At 31.0% G+C, this 17844-nt stretch carries 16 protein-coding genes; 3 read left to right on the top strand and 13 right to left on the bottom strand.

Annotated features, from left to right (window positions below):
• Window positions 1–87 precede the first annotated feature (87 nt).
• Both BT151_RS09835 and BT151_RS09830 read right to left on the bottom strand, forming a co-directional pair.
• Window positions 88–1104 carry an AI-2E family transporter gene (locus BT151_RS09835; RefSeq protein ID WP_072401690.1) on the bottom strand — a complete coding sequence of 339 codons (1017 nt, stop codon included), beginning with the start codon at window positions 1102–1104 and terminating at the stop codon, window positions 88–90.
• Between the two features lie 30 nt (window positions 1105–1134).
• Window positions 1135–1374 (bottom strand): DUF7218 family protein, encoded by a 240-nt coding sequence (locus tag BT151_RS09830; protein ID WP_072402631.1) that lies wholly within the window; start codon window positions 1372–1374, stop codon window positions 1135–1137.
• Between the two features lie 220 nt (window positions 1375–1594).
• On the opposite strand from BT151_RS09830, the gene BT151_RS09825 reads away from it, so the two are divergent.
• Window positions 1595–1780 carry a CsbD family protein gene (locus tag BT151_RS09825; RefSeq protein ID WP_072401688.1) on the top strand — a complete coding sequence of 62 codons (186 nt, stop codon included), beginning with the start codon at window positions 1595–1597 and terminating at the stop codon, window positions 1778–1780.
• Window positions 1781–1945: 165 nt separating this feature from the next.
• Here BT151_RS09825 and BT151_RS09820 read toward each other — a convergent pair whose 3' ends face one another.
• The 11 genes from BT151_RS09820 to BT151_RS09770 all read right to left on the bottom strand — a co-directional run bounded on the left by BT151_RS09820 (window position 1946) and on the right by BT151_RS09770 (window position 15152).
• Window positions 1946–2479 (bottom strand): lipid-binding SYLF domain-containing protein, encoded by a 534-nt coding sequence (locus tag BT151_RS09820; RefSeq protein WP_072401686.1) that lies wholly within the window; start codon window positions 2477–2479, stop codon window positions 1946–1948.
• Between the two features lie 256 nt (window positions 2480–2735).
• Window positions 2736–3566 (bottom strand): universal stress protein, encoded by an 831-nt coding sequence (locus BT151_RS09815; protein ID WP_072401684.1) that lies wholly within the window; start codon window positions 3564–3566, stop codon window positions 2736–2738.
• 396 nt (window positions 3567–3962) lie between these two features.
• Complete coding sequence (locus BT151_RS09810; protein ID WP_072401682.1) at window positions 3963–4565, bottom strand: CDP-alcohol phosphatidyltransferase family protein; 603 nt, start codon at window positions 4563–4565, stop codon at window positions 3963–3965.
• A gap of 99 nt (window positions 4566–4664) precedes the next feature.
• Window positions 4665–4853 carry a YgaP family membrane protein gene (locus BT151_RS09805; RefSeq protein WP_072402630.1) on the bottom strand — a complete coding sequence of 63 codons (189 nt, stop codon included), beginning with the start codon at window positions 4851–4853 and terminating at the stop codon, window positions 4665–4667.
• Between the two features lie 11 nt (window positions 4854–4864).
• Window positions 4865–5170: a hypothetical protein gene (locus BT151_RS09800; protein ID WP_072401680.1), complete on the bottom strand. Its 306-nt coding sequence runs from the start codon at window positions 5168–5170 to the stop codon at window positions 4865–4867.
• Window positions 5170–8364 carry an efflux RND transporter permease subunit gene (locus tag BT151_RS09795; RefSeq protein ID WP_072401678.1) on the bottom strand — a complete coding sequence of 1065 codons (3195 nt, stop codon included), beginning with the start codon at window positions 8362–8364 and terminating at the stop codon, window positions 5170–5172. The genes BT151_RS09800 and BT151_RS09795 overlap by 1 nt, the downstream gene beginning before the upstream one ends.
• A 16-nt stretch (window positions 8365–8380) precedes the next feature.
• Window positions 8381–9463 (bottom strand): efflux RND transporter periplasmic adaptor subunit, encoded by a 1083-nt coding sequence (locus tag BT151_RS09790; protein WP_072401675.1) that lies wholly within the window; start codon window positions 9461–9463, stop codon window positions 8381–8383.
• A gap of 8 nt (window positions 9464–9471) precedes the next feature.
• On the bottom strand, window positions 9472–10779 hold the full coding sequence (locus BT151_RS09785; protein ID WP_072401673.1) for a TolC family protein: 1308 nt from the start codon (window positions 10777–10779) through the stop codon (window positions 9472–9474).
• Window positions 10780–11093: 314 nt separating this feature from the next.
• On the bottom strand, window positions 11094–12551 hold the full coding sequence (locus BT151_RS09780) for an NAD(P)/FAD-dependent oxidoreductase (protein WP_072401672.1): 1458 nt from the start codon (window positions 12549–12551) through the stop codon (window positions 11094–11096).
• Between the two features lie 190 nt (window positions 12552–12741).
• The gene (gene cydB, locus BT151_RS09775; RefSeq protein WP_072401671.1) at window positions 12742–13818 is read right to left on the bottom strand and encodes a cytochrome d ubiquinol oxidase subunit II; all 1077 of its coding nucleotides are present in this window, start codon (window positions 13816–13818) and stop codon (window positions 12742–12744) included.
• A gap of 2 nt (window positions 13819–13820) precedes the next feature.
• A complete protein-coding gene (locus BT151_RS09770; protein ID WP_072401669.1) occupies window positions 13821–15152 on the bottom strand; it encodes a cytochrome ubiquinol oxidase subunit I in 1332 nt (443 codons plus the stop codon).
• 148 nt (window positions 15153–15300) lie between these two features.
• Between BT151_RS09770 and BT151_RS09765 the strand changes: the two genes are divergently transcribed.
• Entirely contained in the window at window positions 15301–15675 is a 375-nt protein-coding gene (locus BT151_RS09765; protein ID WP_072401667.1) for a hypothetical protein, read from the top strand.
• Window positions 15676–15752: 77 nt separating this feature from the next.
• A complete protein-coding gene (locus BT151_RS09760) occupies window positions 15753–17843 on the top strand; it encodes a TonB-dependent receptor (protein ID WP_072401665.1) in 2091 nt (696 codons plus the stop codon).
• The last annotated feature ends 1 nt before the right edge of the window (window position 17844 follow it).

Here is a 17844-nt window from a genome sequence, read left to right as displayed (position 1 = left end):
ACATAAATAACGATTGACTTTATCCATAAAAACATTGATTCAAAAAAACTAAAACAACAGCACTTTAAAATAATACTGAATATTTTTTTAGAGCGTTTCTCCTGACTCTTTACCATATTCCGTTTTATAAATTCTAATAATTATTAAGAGTAAACTAATTAGTAAAGGCCCGAAAATTAACCCTATAAACCCAAATAAAGGAATACCTATTATAACCCCAATAAGAGTAATTAATGGATGTACATTATCTAGTTTTTTAAGAACAAATAATCTAATAATATTATCTGTAGCCCCAACAATAATAATTCCATATACTAAAATACCCCATGCTTGAAAGGTGCTGTCACTCGATAAGGTTAATATAAATACAGGTATAATTCCTAGCAGACTACCAACAAAAGGAATCATAGAACCGATTGTAACAATTACCATCCAAAAAAAAGGATTTTCTATACCAAAAATCAAGAACCCTATAAGAGCAACAATTCCTTGTGCAATTGCAACTAAAGGAATGCCCAAAGCATTAGCACGAACCATTTCTCGTGTTTTCTTGCCAATAATTTTTAAATTTTCTTGACTTATAGGTATATATTCAAATAATGATTCACGAAGTTCTTTACGGTTTGTTAACATATAAAAAAGCAAAAAATACATAATGGATATAGCTATGAAAGTAGTAAAAGTACCTCCTGCAAAACCTTGAAGATTTTCTGATAACCAACCAGAAACAGCTGATACATCTATTTGTGAAGTAAAATCATAATCAAAACGATTTTCAAGATTACTTAATTGAGTTTTAAAAGCGGTTACTACCTTTTCGGAATTATTAACAAACTCACCAATTTTATTTCCCAACATCCATATAAGACCAATAGTTGGAAGTAAAATCATGACAAAAGATAATAGCATCAAGAAACCCGCAGCTAAATTTGGATGCCAACCTTTATTTACGAGTTTAGTCATCATTTTTTTTAGTAATACATACAAGGTGATAGCACCTAAAATACCTGAAAAATAGGGAAGCATTTCTTTGAAGATTAAAACTCCAATTGAAATTATTAATACAAGAACAAAAATTTGACGTATTATTTTGGCATTTATCATAATTTATTGTCTAAAAAGTGCATTGAAAATTTAGTTATTACGTAAAGCATAAATAAGTTCTGATTTAGTCATTTTAGATCTCCCTTTAATACCTATTTCTTTGGCTTGTTCGTATAGATTGGCTTTTGTACGCTTTTCATAAGGTTTTGCTTTACCACCTTTTTTGCCAGAATCTGGTGTATTGGCTATTCTTGCAGCCTTTTGTTTGCTATAACCCTTGTCTCTAAGGGCTTCGTATTGCTCGTCGTTTTTTATACTTGGAATGTCCATAATATATGTTTTTATGTTTCTATTTAATTGGAAATAAATATTCATATAAAAAAGAGAGTTACTTAACTTAATTGAAAAAAATATTAACTTTATTAACATAGTTTAGACTATTATTTATTGCATTAATAAATAGTTTTTTTGAGTTAATCTAGTTGTAACTGTTTAAATAATTTAGTGTTAGAATTAAAAAGACAAAATTGTTTAATTAAAATTTAAAATTATGAACAGAGAACAATTGGAAGGTAAATGGAAACAGGTTAAAGGCAAATTCAAACAGAAATATGGTAACATTACTGATAATGATTTAACATATTCTGAAGGTAAATTTGACGAAATGTTGGGTAAACTTCAAGAAAAAACTGGAAAGAAAAAAGAAGAGTTAGAAAAGGAAATTTCAGAATGGTAACCCTCGATTAATTAATAAATGTTAATTAATTTATCCAGGACCCCTAATTATATAATTAGGGGTTTTTTTTAATGAAAATATGTTTGAAATATTTATTTATTAGTTTTAATATAAAAAAGGTTGACAAATTGCCAACCTTCCTCAAATTTAATTTTTTTTTGAATACTATTTAAATGCATCATATTCAAATTTTTGTCCACCAATAGATGCATCTGCCATTAAACCGGCCTTTGGTAGAGCAAAAACGATTACACCATCATTATAATTGGCATCTTCAGAAGCTCCTTTATCAGCTATAACAGCAGAGGCTTCAGCAGAAAATTCATAATTACCTTCTTTGAATTTCGCCAAGGCATCATCAGTTTCAAAAAAGACAACCTGTATAACTGCTTGTCCTCCAGCTTGAAGACCAATATTTATTTTTTTTAAACTTGCCATTCCTGTAGCGATTCCATTTTCATAAAGAACACCATTACCACTAGCACCACCAATAATTAGCCCGCCTTTTCCAACATTTGGGAAAATAGCGTAACCTGATGAGTTTTGGAAGAATTTATCTAGTCCAGCATCTTTAGCCATAAGAGTTGTTTTAGCTTTTTCTGCATCTTTCATTATTTTTTTGTCTTTGTCATTTTGTGCAGTTACTCCAACTGTAATAAGTAATAAGCAGGCTGCCACGATTGTTTTTAGAGTTTTCATAATATGTTTTTTTAATTGTTATAATCAAATTTATTGAAGGAGTCTTTTTTTTATGAACTCAATAAAATCAGTTATTATCTTTAAAAAAAACATTAACAATATTTAACTATTTAATAATCAATATCTAAGATGTTGTGTTGCTTGTTTTGAATAATGAGAAAAGCAGACTAAAAAAAATAATATTTTTTGCATGGAAATGGGAGCAGAGTCTTAAAAAAGAGTGTTATTAATTATTGAAACTAAATTTTTTAGACTTTTATGTGTAAGCAAGTATTGGAATGGAAACAGAAGTTTCCATTTTTTTTACTAAATCGTTATCTGATAATAGATTAAAAAAATTATTATGTTTACGTTCCAACATAACTAATAAATTAGCATTTTCTCTTTTCAAAATACTTAATAGTCCTGATTGAATTTTTCCTGAAGCAATTATTTTAAATGTTATTTCTGGGTAAGAAACATTTTTTAAAATAAGAGATTTGAATTTTTCCATGTTTTCGCGTGTAGAATCTTCGTCTGTTTCAAAAACATGTATAATTTCAATAAGTGCAGAAAATGGTTTAGCTATTTCTTCTAGTTTTTTAATTGATTGAATATCCTGTGTCTCAAAATCGGTAGCATAAACTATGGTTGAAAGATTATTGTAACCAACTCCATTAGGTACTATTAATAATGGGATTTCAATTTTATTCAATAAATCATTCGCTATATTATTAGAAAAATACCCTCTAGTACTATAACGATCTTTCATGCCTAAAATAACTAAATCGGGTAATATTATGTTAGATAAATTAAGAATACTATCAGTAATTGAATCTCCTTCAATAGCATGTATGGTAATTGGTTTTTTGCGAAACTCATTTTTTAGATGTATTTCACAATACTTTTTTATCATTTCTTTTTTTTCTTGTAGCACGCGGTTTTTTAATATTTCTTTAGGATGAATAGTTAAAAAGTTAATTGGAGGTAAATCATAAACATGTATAACATGTAAATCTGCTTTCATAATTGAGCTGAAACGATAGGCGTAGCACAATGCGGAAGATGTATTTGCACTACAATCTGTTGCATATATTATTCTTTTCATGTTTCCTGCTTTTAGACTAATAAATTTAGGATTATATATTGTTTCTTGAAATGATATATATCATAAATACAATGCTAATTCATATCTATTTAGTTAATAGATCTAGTATTTTCTTTCCTTTCCAGAGAGTTTTTCTATTACTATTTAAAAAACAATAGGTAATCCTTCTTTATATATTTTACTAGAAAATTCACTTATATATTTGTGGTGTTTTTTTTCTCTATTAATTATAGCCTCTTTAACGGCTTCAAACTCTTTATAAGTTTCTTATATTAGTATGTACTTCCATTGACTTACAGAATCAATTTCTGTTACTTCAAATGAGGCTGCATTATTAATATGTAAGGCTTTTTTTTGTGCCCATCACTTTAATAACAAATTATCCTATTAATCGATCTAAAGTATTTTTGTTTTATTGTTTTTTAACCGTCTTTTATCTCTCAAAGCCCAAAAAATACCTTTAACATCAGACACCCAATTTTTATACATGAAAATAAGTGTGATTTCTTCAAAAGTTTCAAGTAAACCTATTATAATCATGATGTAGAATAAAACATATTCTGGATTAAAGAATAATGACCATAGTATAAAAAGGCTTTGAAATACTGCTGAAAGTTTAGCTAAGTAGGTGTGAAATGCTGTTGCTTTACCATATTTAAAATATGCGATTAGCATTTGAATAATATAAGGCGTAAATGCAATAAGTATTAAAACTATATTAGTTTTAACAAAAATAGTTTCAAAATAAAACAATCCAATTAGTCCAACAATAAGTGTTATTTGGTCGCCAAAAGAGTCTAGTTGAGAGCCTCTAGAACTTGTTATTTTTAATTTTCTTGCTAAATAACCATCAATTGCATCTGTTGAATAACTTATTAATAAAAGATATGTGAAAATTAAACGTAAATCGAACAGAATTAAAATTAATAAAATAGGCGCAGCAAATATTCTGTAAAATGAAAACCAATCGGCTATATTGAAGTTTTTAAATGTAAGCATACACTTTTTTCATATTTTATAAAAATACGATGAGTATGTTATATTTAACATGAGAATTATCAGTTGAAAAATTCTTTGCTTTTAAAAAAGGAAGAATTACTAATCTTTTACTTTAAATACTTTTTCTAGTATAGTATCCATTAAACACCATTTTGTTAAAGAAGACTGCAGTAAATTAATGCCTACAAAAGCAGTAAGCCATAACCAATTTCGGTTAACATATATAGTAAGTAATAAGCTAATTAATATAAATATTCCTGCAATTCCTCTTACCATTCTATTTTTCATAATCATTATTTTTAAATGAATTTTTCTATTGGAACAACCGCTGCTTTTATTGGATTGTTTGTTTCTAAATTTTTATTAAAGGCTTCTATTAAAATAAACAAAGTGTCTATTTTTTCATTTTCTGTAAAAGAGAAGAACATGCTAGATTCTGCACTAGATTTTTTGCTTGGAAACCAACTTGAGTTCATTAAAAAAGAAGAAGCATTTTTATAACCATCAATATCAGAGGCACTAAAACTCTCAATATTTGCTTTTTTAAATAGCTGTAACACTTCTTTTTCAAACTGTTCTACAGCAGTCACAATTAATAATTTCATTATTTATAATTTTTACGTTCAATCATATAATATATCAATGGCACAACCAATAATGTTAATACTGTTGATACAATTGTTCCACCCATTAAAGAGATTGCTAAGCCTTGAAAAATTGGATCAAAAAGGATTACAAATGCTCCAATAACAACGGTTCCTGCTGTTAATAAAATTGGGGTAGTTCTCACTGCTCCTGCTTCTATTGCGGCTTGTTTTAAAGGAACACCTTCATCCAGTCGTAGATTTATAAAATCAATTAATAATACTGAGTTTCTTACCATAATTCCTGCCAAAGCAATCATTCCAATAAAAGAAGTTGCAGTAAAAAACGCGCCCATAATCCAGTGTCCTAATATGATTCCAATCAATGATAATGGAATAGCAACCATCATCACAATTGGAGCTTTAAAGTTTTGGAACCAACCTACAATTAATAAATAAATAATGATGATAGCTCCTAAAAAGGCGATACCTAAATCTCTAAAAACTTCCAAAGTGATTTGCCATTCCCCATCCCATTTTACCGTGTAGTTATCTTCAAATTCTGGTTGTCCTAAATACATTTCGTCCAGTTTGTAGCCTTTAGGAAGTTTTACATCTTTCAATTTATCTTCCATTCCTAAAATGGCATATACAGGACTTTCCAATTCTCCTGCCATATCTGCCGTAACATAAACCACACGTTTTTGGTTTTTTCTATAGATGCTTTTTTCTTTTGTTGTTGGTTTAATAGTTACCAAATCACCAATTGTAATCATAGTGCCTTGTTGCGACCTCACTTTTAATTGTGAAATATCACTTATGGTTGATTTTTCTTTTTCATCTAACGTTAAAATTAAACCGACTTGATTTGAGGCATTTTCATCATATAGTGTAGTAATCGCTCTATTGGATAAAGCTATATTCATCGTGTAAGCAATTTGCTGAGGTGTTACTCCGTATAACATTGCTTTTTCCTTGTCAATGTTGAATTCGTATTCTACCTGATCTGCTTCTACCATCCAATCGATATCCACAACATCATCTGTGTTTTTAAGAATATCTTGTATTTGGTTTGCTACATCAATTTGCTGGTCGTAATCTGGACCGTAAACCTCAGCCACAATTGTTGATAGTACTGGAGGTCCTGGTGGAACTTCAACTATTTTCACATTGGCATTATATTTTTGTCCTATTCTTTGAATTTCTAGACGTAATAATCTTGCGATATCGTGACTTTGAGCACTTCGTTCTTCTTTATCAATTAAATTCACCTGAATATCTGCCATATTACTTCCTCCACGTAAATCGTAATGGCGAACCAAACCGTTAAAGGTAATTGGAGCTGATGTTCCAACATAGCTTTGATAATTTACCACTTCTGGTCTTGTCGATAAATACTGTGCTATTTCTTGTGAAACGACAGCTGTACGTTCTAAAGTGGTGCCTTCAGACATATCGATAACCACTTGAAATTCATTCTTGTTATCAAAAGGCAACATTTTTACAGCGACCGACTTCGTAAAGAACAATACCATTGTTGCCATTAAAAGAATAAAAGTACAACCTAAAAACAACCAACGCTTGCTTTTGTTTTCTAGTAAAGGACGTTCAAACTTATCATACATTTTGTAGATAAACGTTTCTTCCATTGGTTTTTCATCCTTTTCCTCTTCTCCTTTTTTATCTTTTTCACGAAGGAAAATATACCCTAAATAAGGTGTAATTGTTAAAGCTACAAATAGTGATAAAATCATCGCGATAGATGCTCCAATTGGCATTGGGGACATATATGGTCCCATTAAACCGGACACGAAAGCCATTGGTAATACCGAAGCAATTACTGTAAATGTTGCTAAAATGGTTGGATTTCCAACTTCATTAATAGCATATAAAGCAGCTTGTTTAAATGGCAAACGTTTCATCTTGAAATGCCTATGCATATTTTCGGCTATAATAATGGAATCATCTACCACAATACCTGTTACAAACACTAATGCGAATAAGGTAATTCGGTTTAGTGTGTAATCAAGCATATAGTAACTTAACAACGTTAAAGCAAACGTAATTGGTACTGATAAAAATACCACCAATCCACCACGCCAACCCATTGCCAACATGACCACGAATGTTACTGCAATGATAGAACCTATAAGGTGTAATAATAATTCTGATACTTTTTTAGAAGCGGTTTCTCCGTAATTTCTAGTAATTTCTACGTGTACATCATCTGGAATTAAATTCGTTCTTAAATGTTCTACTTTATCTAAAATTACATCAGCAATTTTCATGGCATCAGCTCCTTTTCGCTTTGCGATAGAAATGGTAACGGCTGGATATTCCGATTTATAAGTTGTTCCTTTTTCACTGGCTTGACCAAATCCTAGACTTACATAATTGATTGGCACTTCTGGACCATCAACAATTTTTGCAACTTGCTTTAAATAAATTGGCTGATTTTGTTGTACACCAACTACTAAATTCTCAACATCTTCAACCGTTTCTAAGAATCTTCCTGTATTTACAAGAAATTCCGTGTCGCCTTTATCAAAACTTCCAGCACTTAATTGTGTATTATTGGCTTTAATCATTTCAGAAACAGCCAAGAAATCCAAACCACTTACAGCCAATTTATCTTTATCTAAAACCACTCGCATTTGACGATCTCTACCACCAATTTTATGAGTTACTGCAACATCATTTACTTTTTCAATTTCATCTGTCAATTCCTGAGCCATTTGCTTCAGTTGGTAATCGTCGTAATTTTCACTCCACAACGTTAAACCCAGCATTGGGACATCGTCAATCGCACGTGTTTTCACTAATGGAAACGTAACACCTTTTGGCATTTGGTCCATATGTTTGTTGATTTCGTTGTACATTTTCACAAACGAACGCTCAATATCTTCGCCAACATAAAACTGAACAATGACCATTCCTTGTTCCTTCATCGAGGTTGAATACACATACTCAACACCTTTTATATTGGAAATTAATTTTTCTAATGGCTTAATAACTCGCGATTCAACTTCCGTTGGACTTGCTCCAGGATACCCTACAAAAATATCAGCCATTGGCACATCAATTTGTGGTTCCTCTTCACGCGGAATTAAAAACGAGCTATACACTCCAATAACCATAAATACAACCATTAGAAGCACTGTAAGCTTAGAACCTATAAAAACTTTGGCTATTTTTCCTGCTAAACCTTCTTTCATTTTTAAGTTGTTATAATTATTGAATTGAAATTTTTGCTCCGTTGAACAGTTTACCTTCAGCTGAAACGATGTAGGATTCATCAGCAGATAATCCTGATAAAACTTCTACATTATCCCCAAAAGTTCTTCCTAGTCGTAACCAACGTAATACTACTGTGTTACTTTCGCTTGTGATGTAAACACCAGAAAGTTGACCTTTAGTTATAATAGCTTCCTTCGGAATTAAAACCATAGTTGATGCTGTTGCTTTTTTAGCAATTGGAAATTGCACTGTTGTAAACATTCCAGATAGAATATTTGTATCAGTTTTATCTAAAGCTACTTTTACCAAATATTGTCCGCCTGTATTCTTTGCCGATGTACTTACTTCTATTACTTTTCCATTTATGATTTTGTTGATGGATTTTACAACTACATCTACTTCAGTTCCTTTTTTAATTTGTGATATTTCACTTTCTGGAACCATAGCAATCACTTCAAATTTCCCTGGAGCTTCTAAAGAAATCAAAATAATTCCTGGGTTTGCCATATCACCAGCTTCAATGTTTTTGCTCGTAACCACTCCACTAAAAGGTGCTGTAATATTTGAATATGCGAATTGAGAGTTAACCTCATTCTTCATTTGGTTAGCCGCTTCTAAACGTGCTTTAGCCATTTCAAAATGTGCAGTCATATCATCCATTTCTTTTTGAGATGCACTGTTATCTGCAAACAGATTTTTAAAACGATTGTAATCTTTTTGGGCATTATTATAAGCAGCTGTTGCTTCGGTAATACCTGCGTTTACTTGAGCTCGTTTGGCTTGTAAATCGGCATTGTTTATAGAGACTAACAATTGTCCTTTTCTAACGTTATCACCAACATTTACGTGAACCTTATTTACAAAACCCATCATACGCGTACTTAAATCTGCGCTGTTTTCTGCTTGGATTTTTCCACTTGCTGTTAAAAACGGATTGTTTCCATCAGCTTGTACAGCACTCACTTTTACAGCAATTGGAGCCGAATTATCTGCGACTATTTTTTTCTTATCACTTCCACAACTCGTCATAAAAATTGATAGTGTGATTACAGCGATTATGTATGTGTATTTTTTCATCTTAATAATTATTCTTTAGTTAAAAATTGTAAATAAGCTTGAGCGTAATTGTACTCAAAAACAGTTTGATAATATTCTAATTGTTTTTGTGAGTATTGTGTTTCTGCCATTAAAAGATCAGACGTCTTTTCTAATCCTTCTTCGAATCTATTTGTTCTAATTCTTAAAGATTCCTTAGATTGTTCTAATGCTAATTCAGTTAATTTTAATCTGTTTTCAGCATCTAAAAGCATTCGTTTAGCTTTATTGAATTCTAACTGACTTTGAGAGACGTATTGTTCGTATTGTAGTTTCGATTTCTCGAATTCGGCTTTACTTTTTTGAGCTTTTCCAAAACGTTTATAACCTTGAAATAAATCCCAGCTTAATTGCGCTCCAAATAAATATCCATTTGCATCTGCCTCAAAAATTTGATCATCATATAACTCATAACTTCCAAAGGCATTTAAACGTGGTAAAAACGCCATTTTATCTGCTTTGTGCATTGTTTGATAAGCATCAGATGCTAATTGCATGGCTTTGATATCTGCTCTGTTTTCTGAAATTGTTTTAGTATTTAAAGTTAAAACTGTAACCATTAAGCTATCTGAAGGTTGATACACAACATCTTCTTTTTCATTCATTAAAAACGATAGATAGTTTGATGCATTCTGCACATTGCTTTTAGCGGTTTGCAATTGGTTTTTAACTTCGGTTACACGTACTTCAACAGACAATACATCTGCACGTTGTAAAAAGCCTTGTCTGAAACTGTTGTCGGCTAATTTCTTATTTGCTTCAGCAGCTTCCAATACTTTTTCTAAAACATCTACTGCTTTGTGTGCTAGTTGTAATTGCATATAAGCTTTATCAACTTCAAAAGCTAAATAATCTGAAGTACGTTCGGTTTGTAAAGCAATGGCATTCATCTTCGTTTTGGCAGCTTTTCGTTGATACATACCATCTACATTAATGAGAGGTTGCTGAATTTCAAACTTAGTTGCAAAATTTTGAGTTTGTGAAGGATCATTCAATAACGCTGGATTGAAATCGTTTTGTGTTAAAATTTCCTGATTCAATTTAGAACCAAAAGCCATCAACGGATTTGTAGTAGAAATCCCAGTATGCGACGCTGTGATATTTGGTAAAAACACAGCGTTTGTTTGTCTGTAATCTGCTCTGGCTTCGTTATACTCTTGTTCAGAAATCTTGATAGATCTGTTTTCTTCTGAAACTTTTATCAAGACTTCTGCTTTTGTAATCAGGATTACTTGCTGCGCTTGAAGTATCGCTGTAAACAGGAAAAAGCTAAAAATTAAAATATATCTGTTTTTCATTATTATAAATTTGATAGGACAAAAATACTTCACAAAAAAACTATAGTTAGCAACCTTTGTTACTTAGCAAAACAAAAAGACATTCCCAAATTGAATATCTTTTTTAACCAATCAAAAAAACTGACAACCAAGTCATTTTAATTTTCTAGTACCTCCGTGTCTTCCAGCGACAATAATTAAAACCTTAAGACTTAGGTATATAAATTTAAAAAACTGAATAATTGGATTCATCATTATAAATCGTTGGTATTTTGTTATTCTTTGTGTCATAATATTTTTATTCGATTAAGAAATCACTTTTTTAGGGTTGATTCCTATTCAGGAATCAACCACCAAAATGGTTTCATTTTAGCTTTATATAAAAAGGTGAAGTGTAAGGCTAATTTTAACCAATGTCCTGCTAATCCTATTTCGCCAAAGGTTTTTCCTAATTTACGACCGTGTGTGTTTGGGTACTTGTTATAATCTGGAACAATTGGAAAAGTAGTAATGCTTATTCCGCTACCTTTTATCATACCGTAGCCCGCTGATGCTATACAAGCAGCTCCCATATCTCCCATAGAACCTTTATGTTTTAAGCTGGAGTTTCCACTTTTTATGGTATCTATAATATTATCTGATACCAATTTTGCTGTAATTCCAGAAGGCATTCCTGTTCTTGGTGGTGATGGTGAAATTGTTGTTCCGTTTTTGCTTACTCTTGGTTTAGAAATAGCGTGCGGTGGTGCAAATGCAATTCCAGGAGCAAAAATGTTTGGATATGATGGGTTTTGATAGGTTTCTGGCCAATCTTGAACACTCCATTCTTCGTAAGGTTTTGGTGTGTAATCTGCATCTACAATCATAAAACCTTTAAAAATCTTGTCTGTGATGTCTTCGCTGTTTTTATTGAAAGCTTTAAATCCGTGTCCTGAAAAGGCAGGGATTAACATTGCAAAATCGTAAGTTTCAGATTTATATTCACCTTCTAAAGTTTCATAATATGCTATCCCATCTTCAATTTTATTAACTCCAGCACCAATAATCCATTTAATACCCCTGTCTTCAAAAATCATTTCCACCATTTCCTTGGATTTCAATGTCATACTTCCATAACTTAATAGCATACCATCCATTCCAAAATCTCCTAATTTATATTCATTTGAAATCCAAGTAATTTCAGCCATATCACGTACTTTATGTTGGCGTAATTCCTGTTCAACATTTAAAATATATTCGAAAGCAGCTCCTTGACAGGTTGATTTTGCGTGACCTGTACCTATAAGAATTTTAGCTTTTTTGCCTTGTTTCATCTCTTGGATTAATTTGCTTAATCCTTCCCAAGCATGGTAAGCGTGAGTATAATTACAAACAGAATACGTTTTGTTTTTTCCGGGAATTAACCCTTCAGTCGCTTCAAAATTTAATTTTGGACCTGTTCCATTAATTAAATAATCGTAAGTTACTTTTTCTTTTTTGCCTTTGTTTTCTTTATCAACATACTCTACAATTACATAGGGCTTATTCAACTCTAAATCTCCTTCAGGATAAAATGTTTGAACTTTAGCCTGTTTAAAAATAATGCCTTTCTTTTTATATAAAGGGGTTAATGGAAATAAAATGTCTTTGGGTTTCATTCTACCAATTCCTACCCAAATGTTAGATGGAATCCATTGATAATTACTATTTGGAGACACAACAATTACTTCGTGTTTTTTAGACAATTTTCTGCGTAAATGTGAAGCAGCTACATGTCCTGAAATTCCAGCGCCTAAAACAACAACTTTTGACATTTCAATTTATTTGATTTTAATAAAATTACTGTAAAAAGCTATTTAATAAAATGATATTCATCATATTAAACATATTAATGAAAAGGTCATTACATGATATGAGAATTTTGATTTTGAATGAATTATGCTGGAACTTTTGTTGCATAAAAAAAGCAACCCTAAAGTTGCTTTTAAAATATTTTACGATGCATTAATGTTCGCCATAACCAACATCGTCCATTTTTCCTTTAAATACTTTATATTGAATAACCATATATATAGCAACAAGAACAATGGCTATTGCAAACCAATATACACCAACAGATAAACCATATTCTTCTGCAGCAACATTGTATAATGTTAAAGAAGGATTTACCGTATTTGATGATGGTAATACTTTTGGGAAAATTGAAGCAACTGTAGAGGTTAATCCTCCAAATAAAAATAATGATGAAAACAAGAACCCCAAACCATCTTTTTTAAATGATTTCACTTTAAAAAGTCCGAATAAACCTGTAAAAGTGATTAGAGGAAAAATCCACAACAAAGGACTTTTAATGAAATTATGAAAAGGTTTTGGTTCTATTATATGCCAAACAAGTAAAGAAATTATTACTAATGCTAATAGCACAAAATTTAAATTAAAAATAACTTTTTTAAGTTTAGCATTTAAATCTGAATTGGTCTTAAAAATAATCCAATTGGCGCCATGAATTGATAAAGCAACAACACCAATAATTCCCAATAAAAGAGTAAACCAATCAATGATTCCTAAATGTTCGGTTTGTGGGCTAAAGGTTGGATTCCATAATGGTAAAAAGAAATAATGTGCTTCTTGTGTTGAGACTCCATTTGCAACCATACCTAAATTAACACCTCTTACTACGTTTCCTAAAGCTATACCAAAGAATAAAGCTAAAAGTAAACTTGCTAAGCCAAAGGCTTTATCCCAAACGGATTCCCACATTCTATTATGTATTTGCCCTCTTAATTCTAATCCAATGGCTCTAAAAATAAGTAACCATAAAATCATTATTAGTGGTAAGTAGAATCCGCTAAAAGAAGAGGCATATAACGTAGGAAAAGCAAAAAACAAAACACCTCCAGCAGCAATAAGCCAAACCTCGTTAGCATCCCAAAAAGGACCAATTGCATTGGTTATTGCTTTTTTATCTTTTTCAGTTTTCGCAAAGAACAAATGAATAATTCCTGCACCAAAATCATAACCATCTAAAATTACATAAACAGCTAACATTGTCATTAAAACTATATACCAGAATAATTCCATAATTAGTGTTTGATAATTTGAGGTCCTTTATTAATAATTTTGCCTACCAGCATTAAAAACAATAATCCTAGTAGTAAATACAAGCCTATAAATCCTAATAATGTGAAAAGTGTATTTCCAGACGAAACCGTTGGTGAAGCACCTGCTGTAGTTCGTAATAAATTATAAACTAACCAAGGTTGTCTGCCTAATTCTGCCGTGTACCAACCAGTTGTGTTAGCTATATATGGAAAAGGTAACATAAATAGGAGGGACCATAAAATCCATTTCGTTTTGTAAAGTTTTTTTCTAAATAATTGAACTGCAGCAATTAGCATTAAACCAATAAAAATTGTTCCTAAACCAACCATGATATGATATGCGTAATACAATCCTGGAATATTAGTTGGATAAATTTTTTCATCAAACTCGTTTAATCCTTTAATTTCTGCTTCCCATTTTTGATAGGTTAAAAAACTTAAAATATTAGGTACTGCAATTTTATTATCCAATTTCTTTTCTAACACATTTGGCTGACCAATTAATATAATTTCCGATCCACCTACTTCTGTTTCAAAAATGCCTTCCATGGCTGCAAATGTTACAGGTTGATGTTTTACTACATTTTTTGCAGCCATATCTCCTGTTGGAAACGCAACAATTACACTAGATATTAATCCGAAAACAACACCTGTTTTAACGAATAACTTTCCAAATTCACTATGTTTATTATTCAAGATATAAAAAGCTCCAATTGCAGCAACCACAAATGATGCTGTTACTAAAGAAGCTGCTTGATTATGTAAATAAGAAGGCCACAACCAAATATTGGAAAACAAGGCTCCGAAATTATTCAATACAAATTTTCCGTTTTCTAAAATTTCGTATCCAACAGGATGTTGCATCCAAGAATGTGTTGCGATAATTAAAAACCCGCTAGCCCAAGAACCTAAAAACACTAAAAAACCTGTTATAAAATGAAGTTTATGTCCCAATAGTTTTTCCCCAAATAAAAACAAGCCTAAAAAAGAAGATTCTAAGAAAAAGGAAAACATACCTTCCATTGCTAAAGTTTGCCCTATAATTCCTCCTGTAAGTTCTGAAAATTTTGCCCAATTAGTTCCAAATTGAAATTCCATTGGAATTCCTGTCACAACTCCCATGGCAAAGTTGAGTGCAAAAATGCGCATCCAGAATTTTGCAGCATCATTATATTTTTCAAGTTTAGTTCTTAAAAAATTACCTTTAAAGTAAACGATTATCAAAGATAATCCCATTGTGAGTTGTGGAAATAAGTAATGGAAAGTGATAGTAAATGCAAACTGCATTCTATCATAAAAGAGCATATCCTCCATTCTATTCTAGGTTGTATAGTTATTAATATTCATCAAAAATAAATATTAAAATTGGTTGAAAGCGTAACATAGGTTACACAGTATAAATTTAACCATAAATGTGACAAATGTCACACAAAACTTATACTAAAAGGACTATTTTTGGGTCGTGAAAATAAGCACAATTATAACATCAATTATTTTAGGGGTACTTATACTATTTAATAGTTTAAGAGTATCTTTAAACTATGCTTATTATGAAATAGATACAAAAGGATTTATTGAAAAGCTTTGTGAGAATAAGGATAAACCAGAACTACAATGTAATGGTAAATGTCATTTAAAAAAAGTGACCGAATCTAGTTCTAAAGAAAGCAAAGAACCAAATCGGTTAATTGATTTTAAAGAGATTTTACTTTATACAGAAAAACCTTTTGAATACAATTTTAAAAAGATTTATTATCAAAATAAAATTCCATCAGAATATCTAAATCTTTACACCTATATAGGTTTAGAGAACTGTTTTCATCCTCCACAAGTATAGTTTCCATTTTTAGACATATTGTTCAATTGCACAATTAATATTGAACAGATTTTTTAAATAACTATAAATATTACAAAATGAAAATATTTTATAGCGTGTTGTTATGCACGCTAATTTCTGCTATGTCTTTTTCTCAAGAAAAAAATGAAAAAGCAAAAGACTCGACAACCCAAAAAAAAATACAATTAGATGAAGTATTAATCACTGGAAATACAATTACAGATCCAGTACTTACAACGTTATCTAATAATTATGCTGAAAAAGTTGTTCAGCCAAAAAACGTTGCCGATTTATTCAACAATATTAATGGGTTTTCTGTTATAAAAAGAGGGAACTATGCAATCGATCCTTCGTTTAGAGCTTCGCAATATGAACAACTAAACATTCAGTATGATGGAGGAACTAAAGCCATGCATGCTTGTCCAAATAGAATGGACCCAATAACAACTCATATTATTCCTGAAGAAATTGAGAGAATTGAAATTATAAAAGGGCCTTATACGGTACGTTATGGAGCTACTTTTGGTGGTGTGATTAATATGGTTACACAAAAACCAAATTACCAAGACAGAGGTTTACACGGAAAAGCTACAGCAGGATATGAAAGTAACGGAAGTTCTTTTGTAAATATGGTTCAACTACAATACATTCAAGACAAATACGATGTTGTTGGAAATGTAGGCTACAGAGATTTTGGGAACTATGAAGATGGTAATAGAACTGAAATTCCATCCTCTTTTAGAAGTACAGATTATGGAGTAAAATTAGGTTACAATTTTACAAAAAACCAACGTTTACAAGCGCATTGGAGACAATCTTTTGGTAGAGATATATTGCACGCCGCTTTGCCAATGGATACAGACTATGACAATAGTAGTATTATATCTTTAGAGTATAAAATATCTAACCTAAGTGAAACAGTTAAAGGCTTTACAGCTAAAGCCTATTACAGTTATGTAAATCATTTAATGCATAACAGAAATAGACCAACATTTACGATGATGGAAGCAACATCTGATGTTAATGCTACAACTATTGGAGGAAAATTAGAATTAAATTGGAAACCTATATTGAAGCTGAATATTTTTAGTGGTTTTGATGCAATGCATATTGGAAGAGAAGGAGGAAGAACACGTTTAGTTAAAATTATGAATGGAAACCCTTTACCAATACCAATGACTTTTAATGATAAAGTTTGGCAAGATTCATCAATAGATGATTTTGGAGTATTTACAGAAGCTAAATGGTCGGTAAATAATTCTACTATTGTAACTGCTGGTTTACGTTATGATATGGTAATATCAGACATAAAAGACCCAGAAGATGATTTTGCTGCAATGTACAATTTAGAAAAACGTACAGAAAATAATGTAAGTGGAACTGTTTCTGTTAAAAAACTAGTTTCAAATAACTTAATTTTAGAAGCTGCTTATGGTCGTGGTGTACGTTCGGCTAATATGATTGAGCGTTATATTAATCACTTCACTGTAGGTCAAGATCCTTACGAATACATTGGAAATCCTAACTTAAAAGCAGAAGTTAATAATCAGTTTGAAATAGGGTTTAAAGGACATTCACCATTAAACACTTTTAAATATGCTACATCTTTTTATTACTCTTCATTTGAAAACTACATCGTGGCAGTTGTAGATAAAAGTTTAAATAGAAAGTATATGCCAATGGCAGAACCTAGAAACCCTAAAGTTTTTAGGAATTTAGATAAAGCTTATAAAACAGGCTTTGAAGCAATGGCTCAAATAGATTTCTTAAAGGACTTTTATTTTAAAACAGAATTAGCTTATGTTTATGCAAAAAATAAAGATTTAAACGAATCTTTACCACTTACAGCTCCATTCACAACGAAGTTATCACTTGGTTTAGAAAAGCCAACATACTGGGCAAATTTTCAATATAATGTAACTAGTAAGCAAGATCATATTTCAAGCAGTTTTGGAGAAACAGAAACTAATGGCTACCAAACTTTAGATATTAGTTTAGGCGTAAAGCCATATAAAAATTTAACTTTAGGTGTTGCGGCTTTAAATGTATTTGATGAAGCTTACAACAATCATTTAAACTTCTCTTTTACAAATCAAGCCGATTTTGGAAAAACTCCAATTACAGATCCAGGAAGAAATTTAACTGTATTTATTCAATATAAATTTTAAT

It is taken from the genome of Flaviramulus basaltis (genome assembly GCF_900114265.1).
In the GTDB taxonomy this organism is placed as follows: Bacteria; Bacteroidota; Bacteroidia; order Flavobacteriales; family Flavobacteriaceae; genus Flaviramulus; species Flaviramulus basaltis.
The sequence above is the reverse complement of the archived record's forward strand: the minus strand, read 5'-3'. Positions and strand labels throughout refer to the sequence as shown.

Bases quoted from the DNA above. Each gene is read 5' to 3' on its own strand.
- BT151_RS09835 (WP_072401690.1), bottom strand. From the start codon at position 1,104: ATGATAAATGCCAAAATAATACGTCAAATTTTTGTTCTTGTATTAATA.
- BT151_RS09830 (WP_072402631.1), bottom strand. From the start codon at position 1,374: ATGGACATTCCAAGTATAAAAAACGACGAGCAATACGAAGCCCTTAGA.
- BT151_RS09825 (WP_072401688.1), top strand. From the start codon at position 1,595: ATGAACAGAGAACAATTGGAAGGTAAATGGAAACAGGTTAAAGGCAAA.
- BT151_RS09820 (WP_072401686.1), bottom strand. From the start codon at position 2,479: ATGAAAACTCTAAAAACAATCGTGGCAGCCTGCTTATTACTTATTACA.
- BT151_RS09815 (WP_072401684.1), bottom strand. From the start codon at position 3,566: ATGAAAAGAATAATATATGCAACAGATTGTAGTGCAAATACATCTTCC.
- BT151_RS09810 (WP_072401682.1), bottom strand. From the start codon at position 4,565: ATGCTTACATTTAAAAACTTCAATATAGCCGATTGGTTTTCATTTTAC.
- BT151_RS09805 (WP_072402630.1), bottom strand. From the start codon at position 4,853: ATGAAAAATAGAATGGTAAGAGGAATTGCAGGAATATTTATATTAATT.
- BT151_RS09800 (WP_072401680.1), bottom strand. From the start codon at position 5,170: ATGAAATTATTAATTGTGACTGCTGTAGAACAGTTTGAAAAAGAAGTG.
- BT151_RS09795 (WP_072401678.1), bottom strand. From the start codon at position 8,364: ATGAAAGAAGGTTTAGCAGGAAAAATAGCCAAAGTTTTTATAGGTTCT.
- BT151_RS09790 (WP_072401675.1), bottom strand. From the start codon at position 9,463: ATGAAAAAATACACATACATAATCGCTGTAATCACACTATCAATTTTT.
- BT151_RS09785 (WP_072401673.1), bottom strand. From the start codon at position 10,779: ATGAAAAACAGATATATTTTAATTTTTAGCTTTTTCCTGTTTACAGCG.
- BT151_RS09780 (WP_072401672.1), bottom strand. From the start codon at position 12,551: ATGTCAAAAGTTGTTGTTTTAGGCGCTGGAATTTCAGGACATGTAGCT.
- cydB (WP_072401671.1), bottom strand. From the start codon at position 13,818: ATGGAATTATTCTGGTATATAGTTTTAATGACAATGTTAGCTGTTTAT.
- BT151_RS09770 (WP_072401669.1), bottom strand. From the start codon at position 15,152: ATGGAGGATATGCTCTTTTATGATAGAATGCAGTTTGCATTTACTATC.
- BT151_RS09760 (WP_072401665.1), top strand. From the start codon at position 15,753: ATGAAAATATTTTATAGCGTGTTGTTATGCACGCTAATTTCTGCTATG.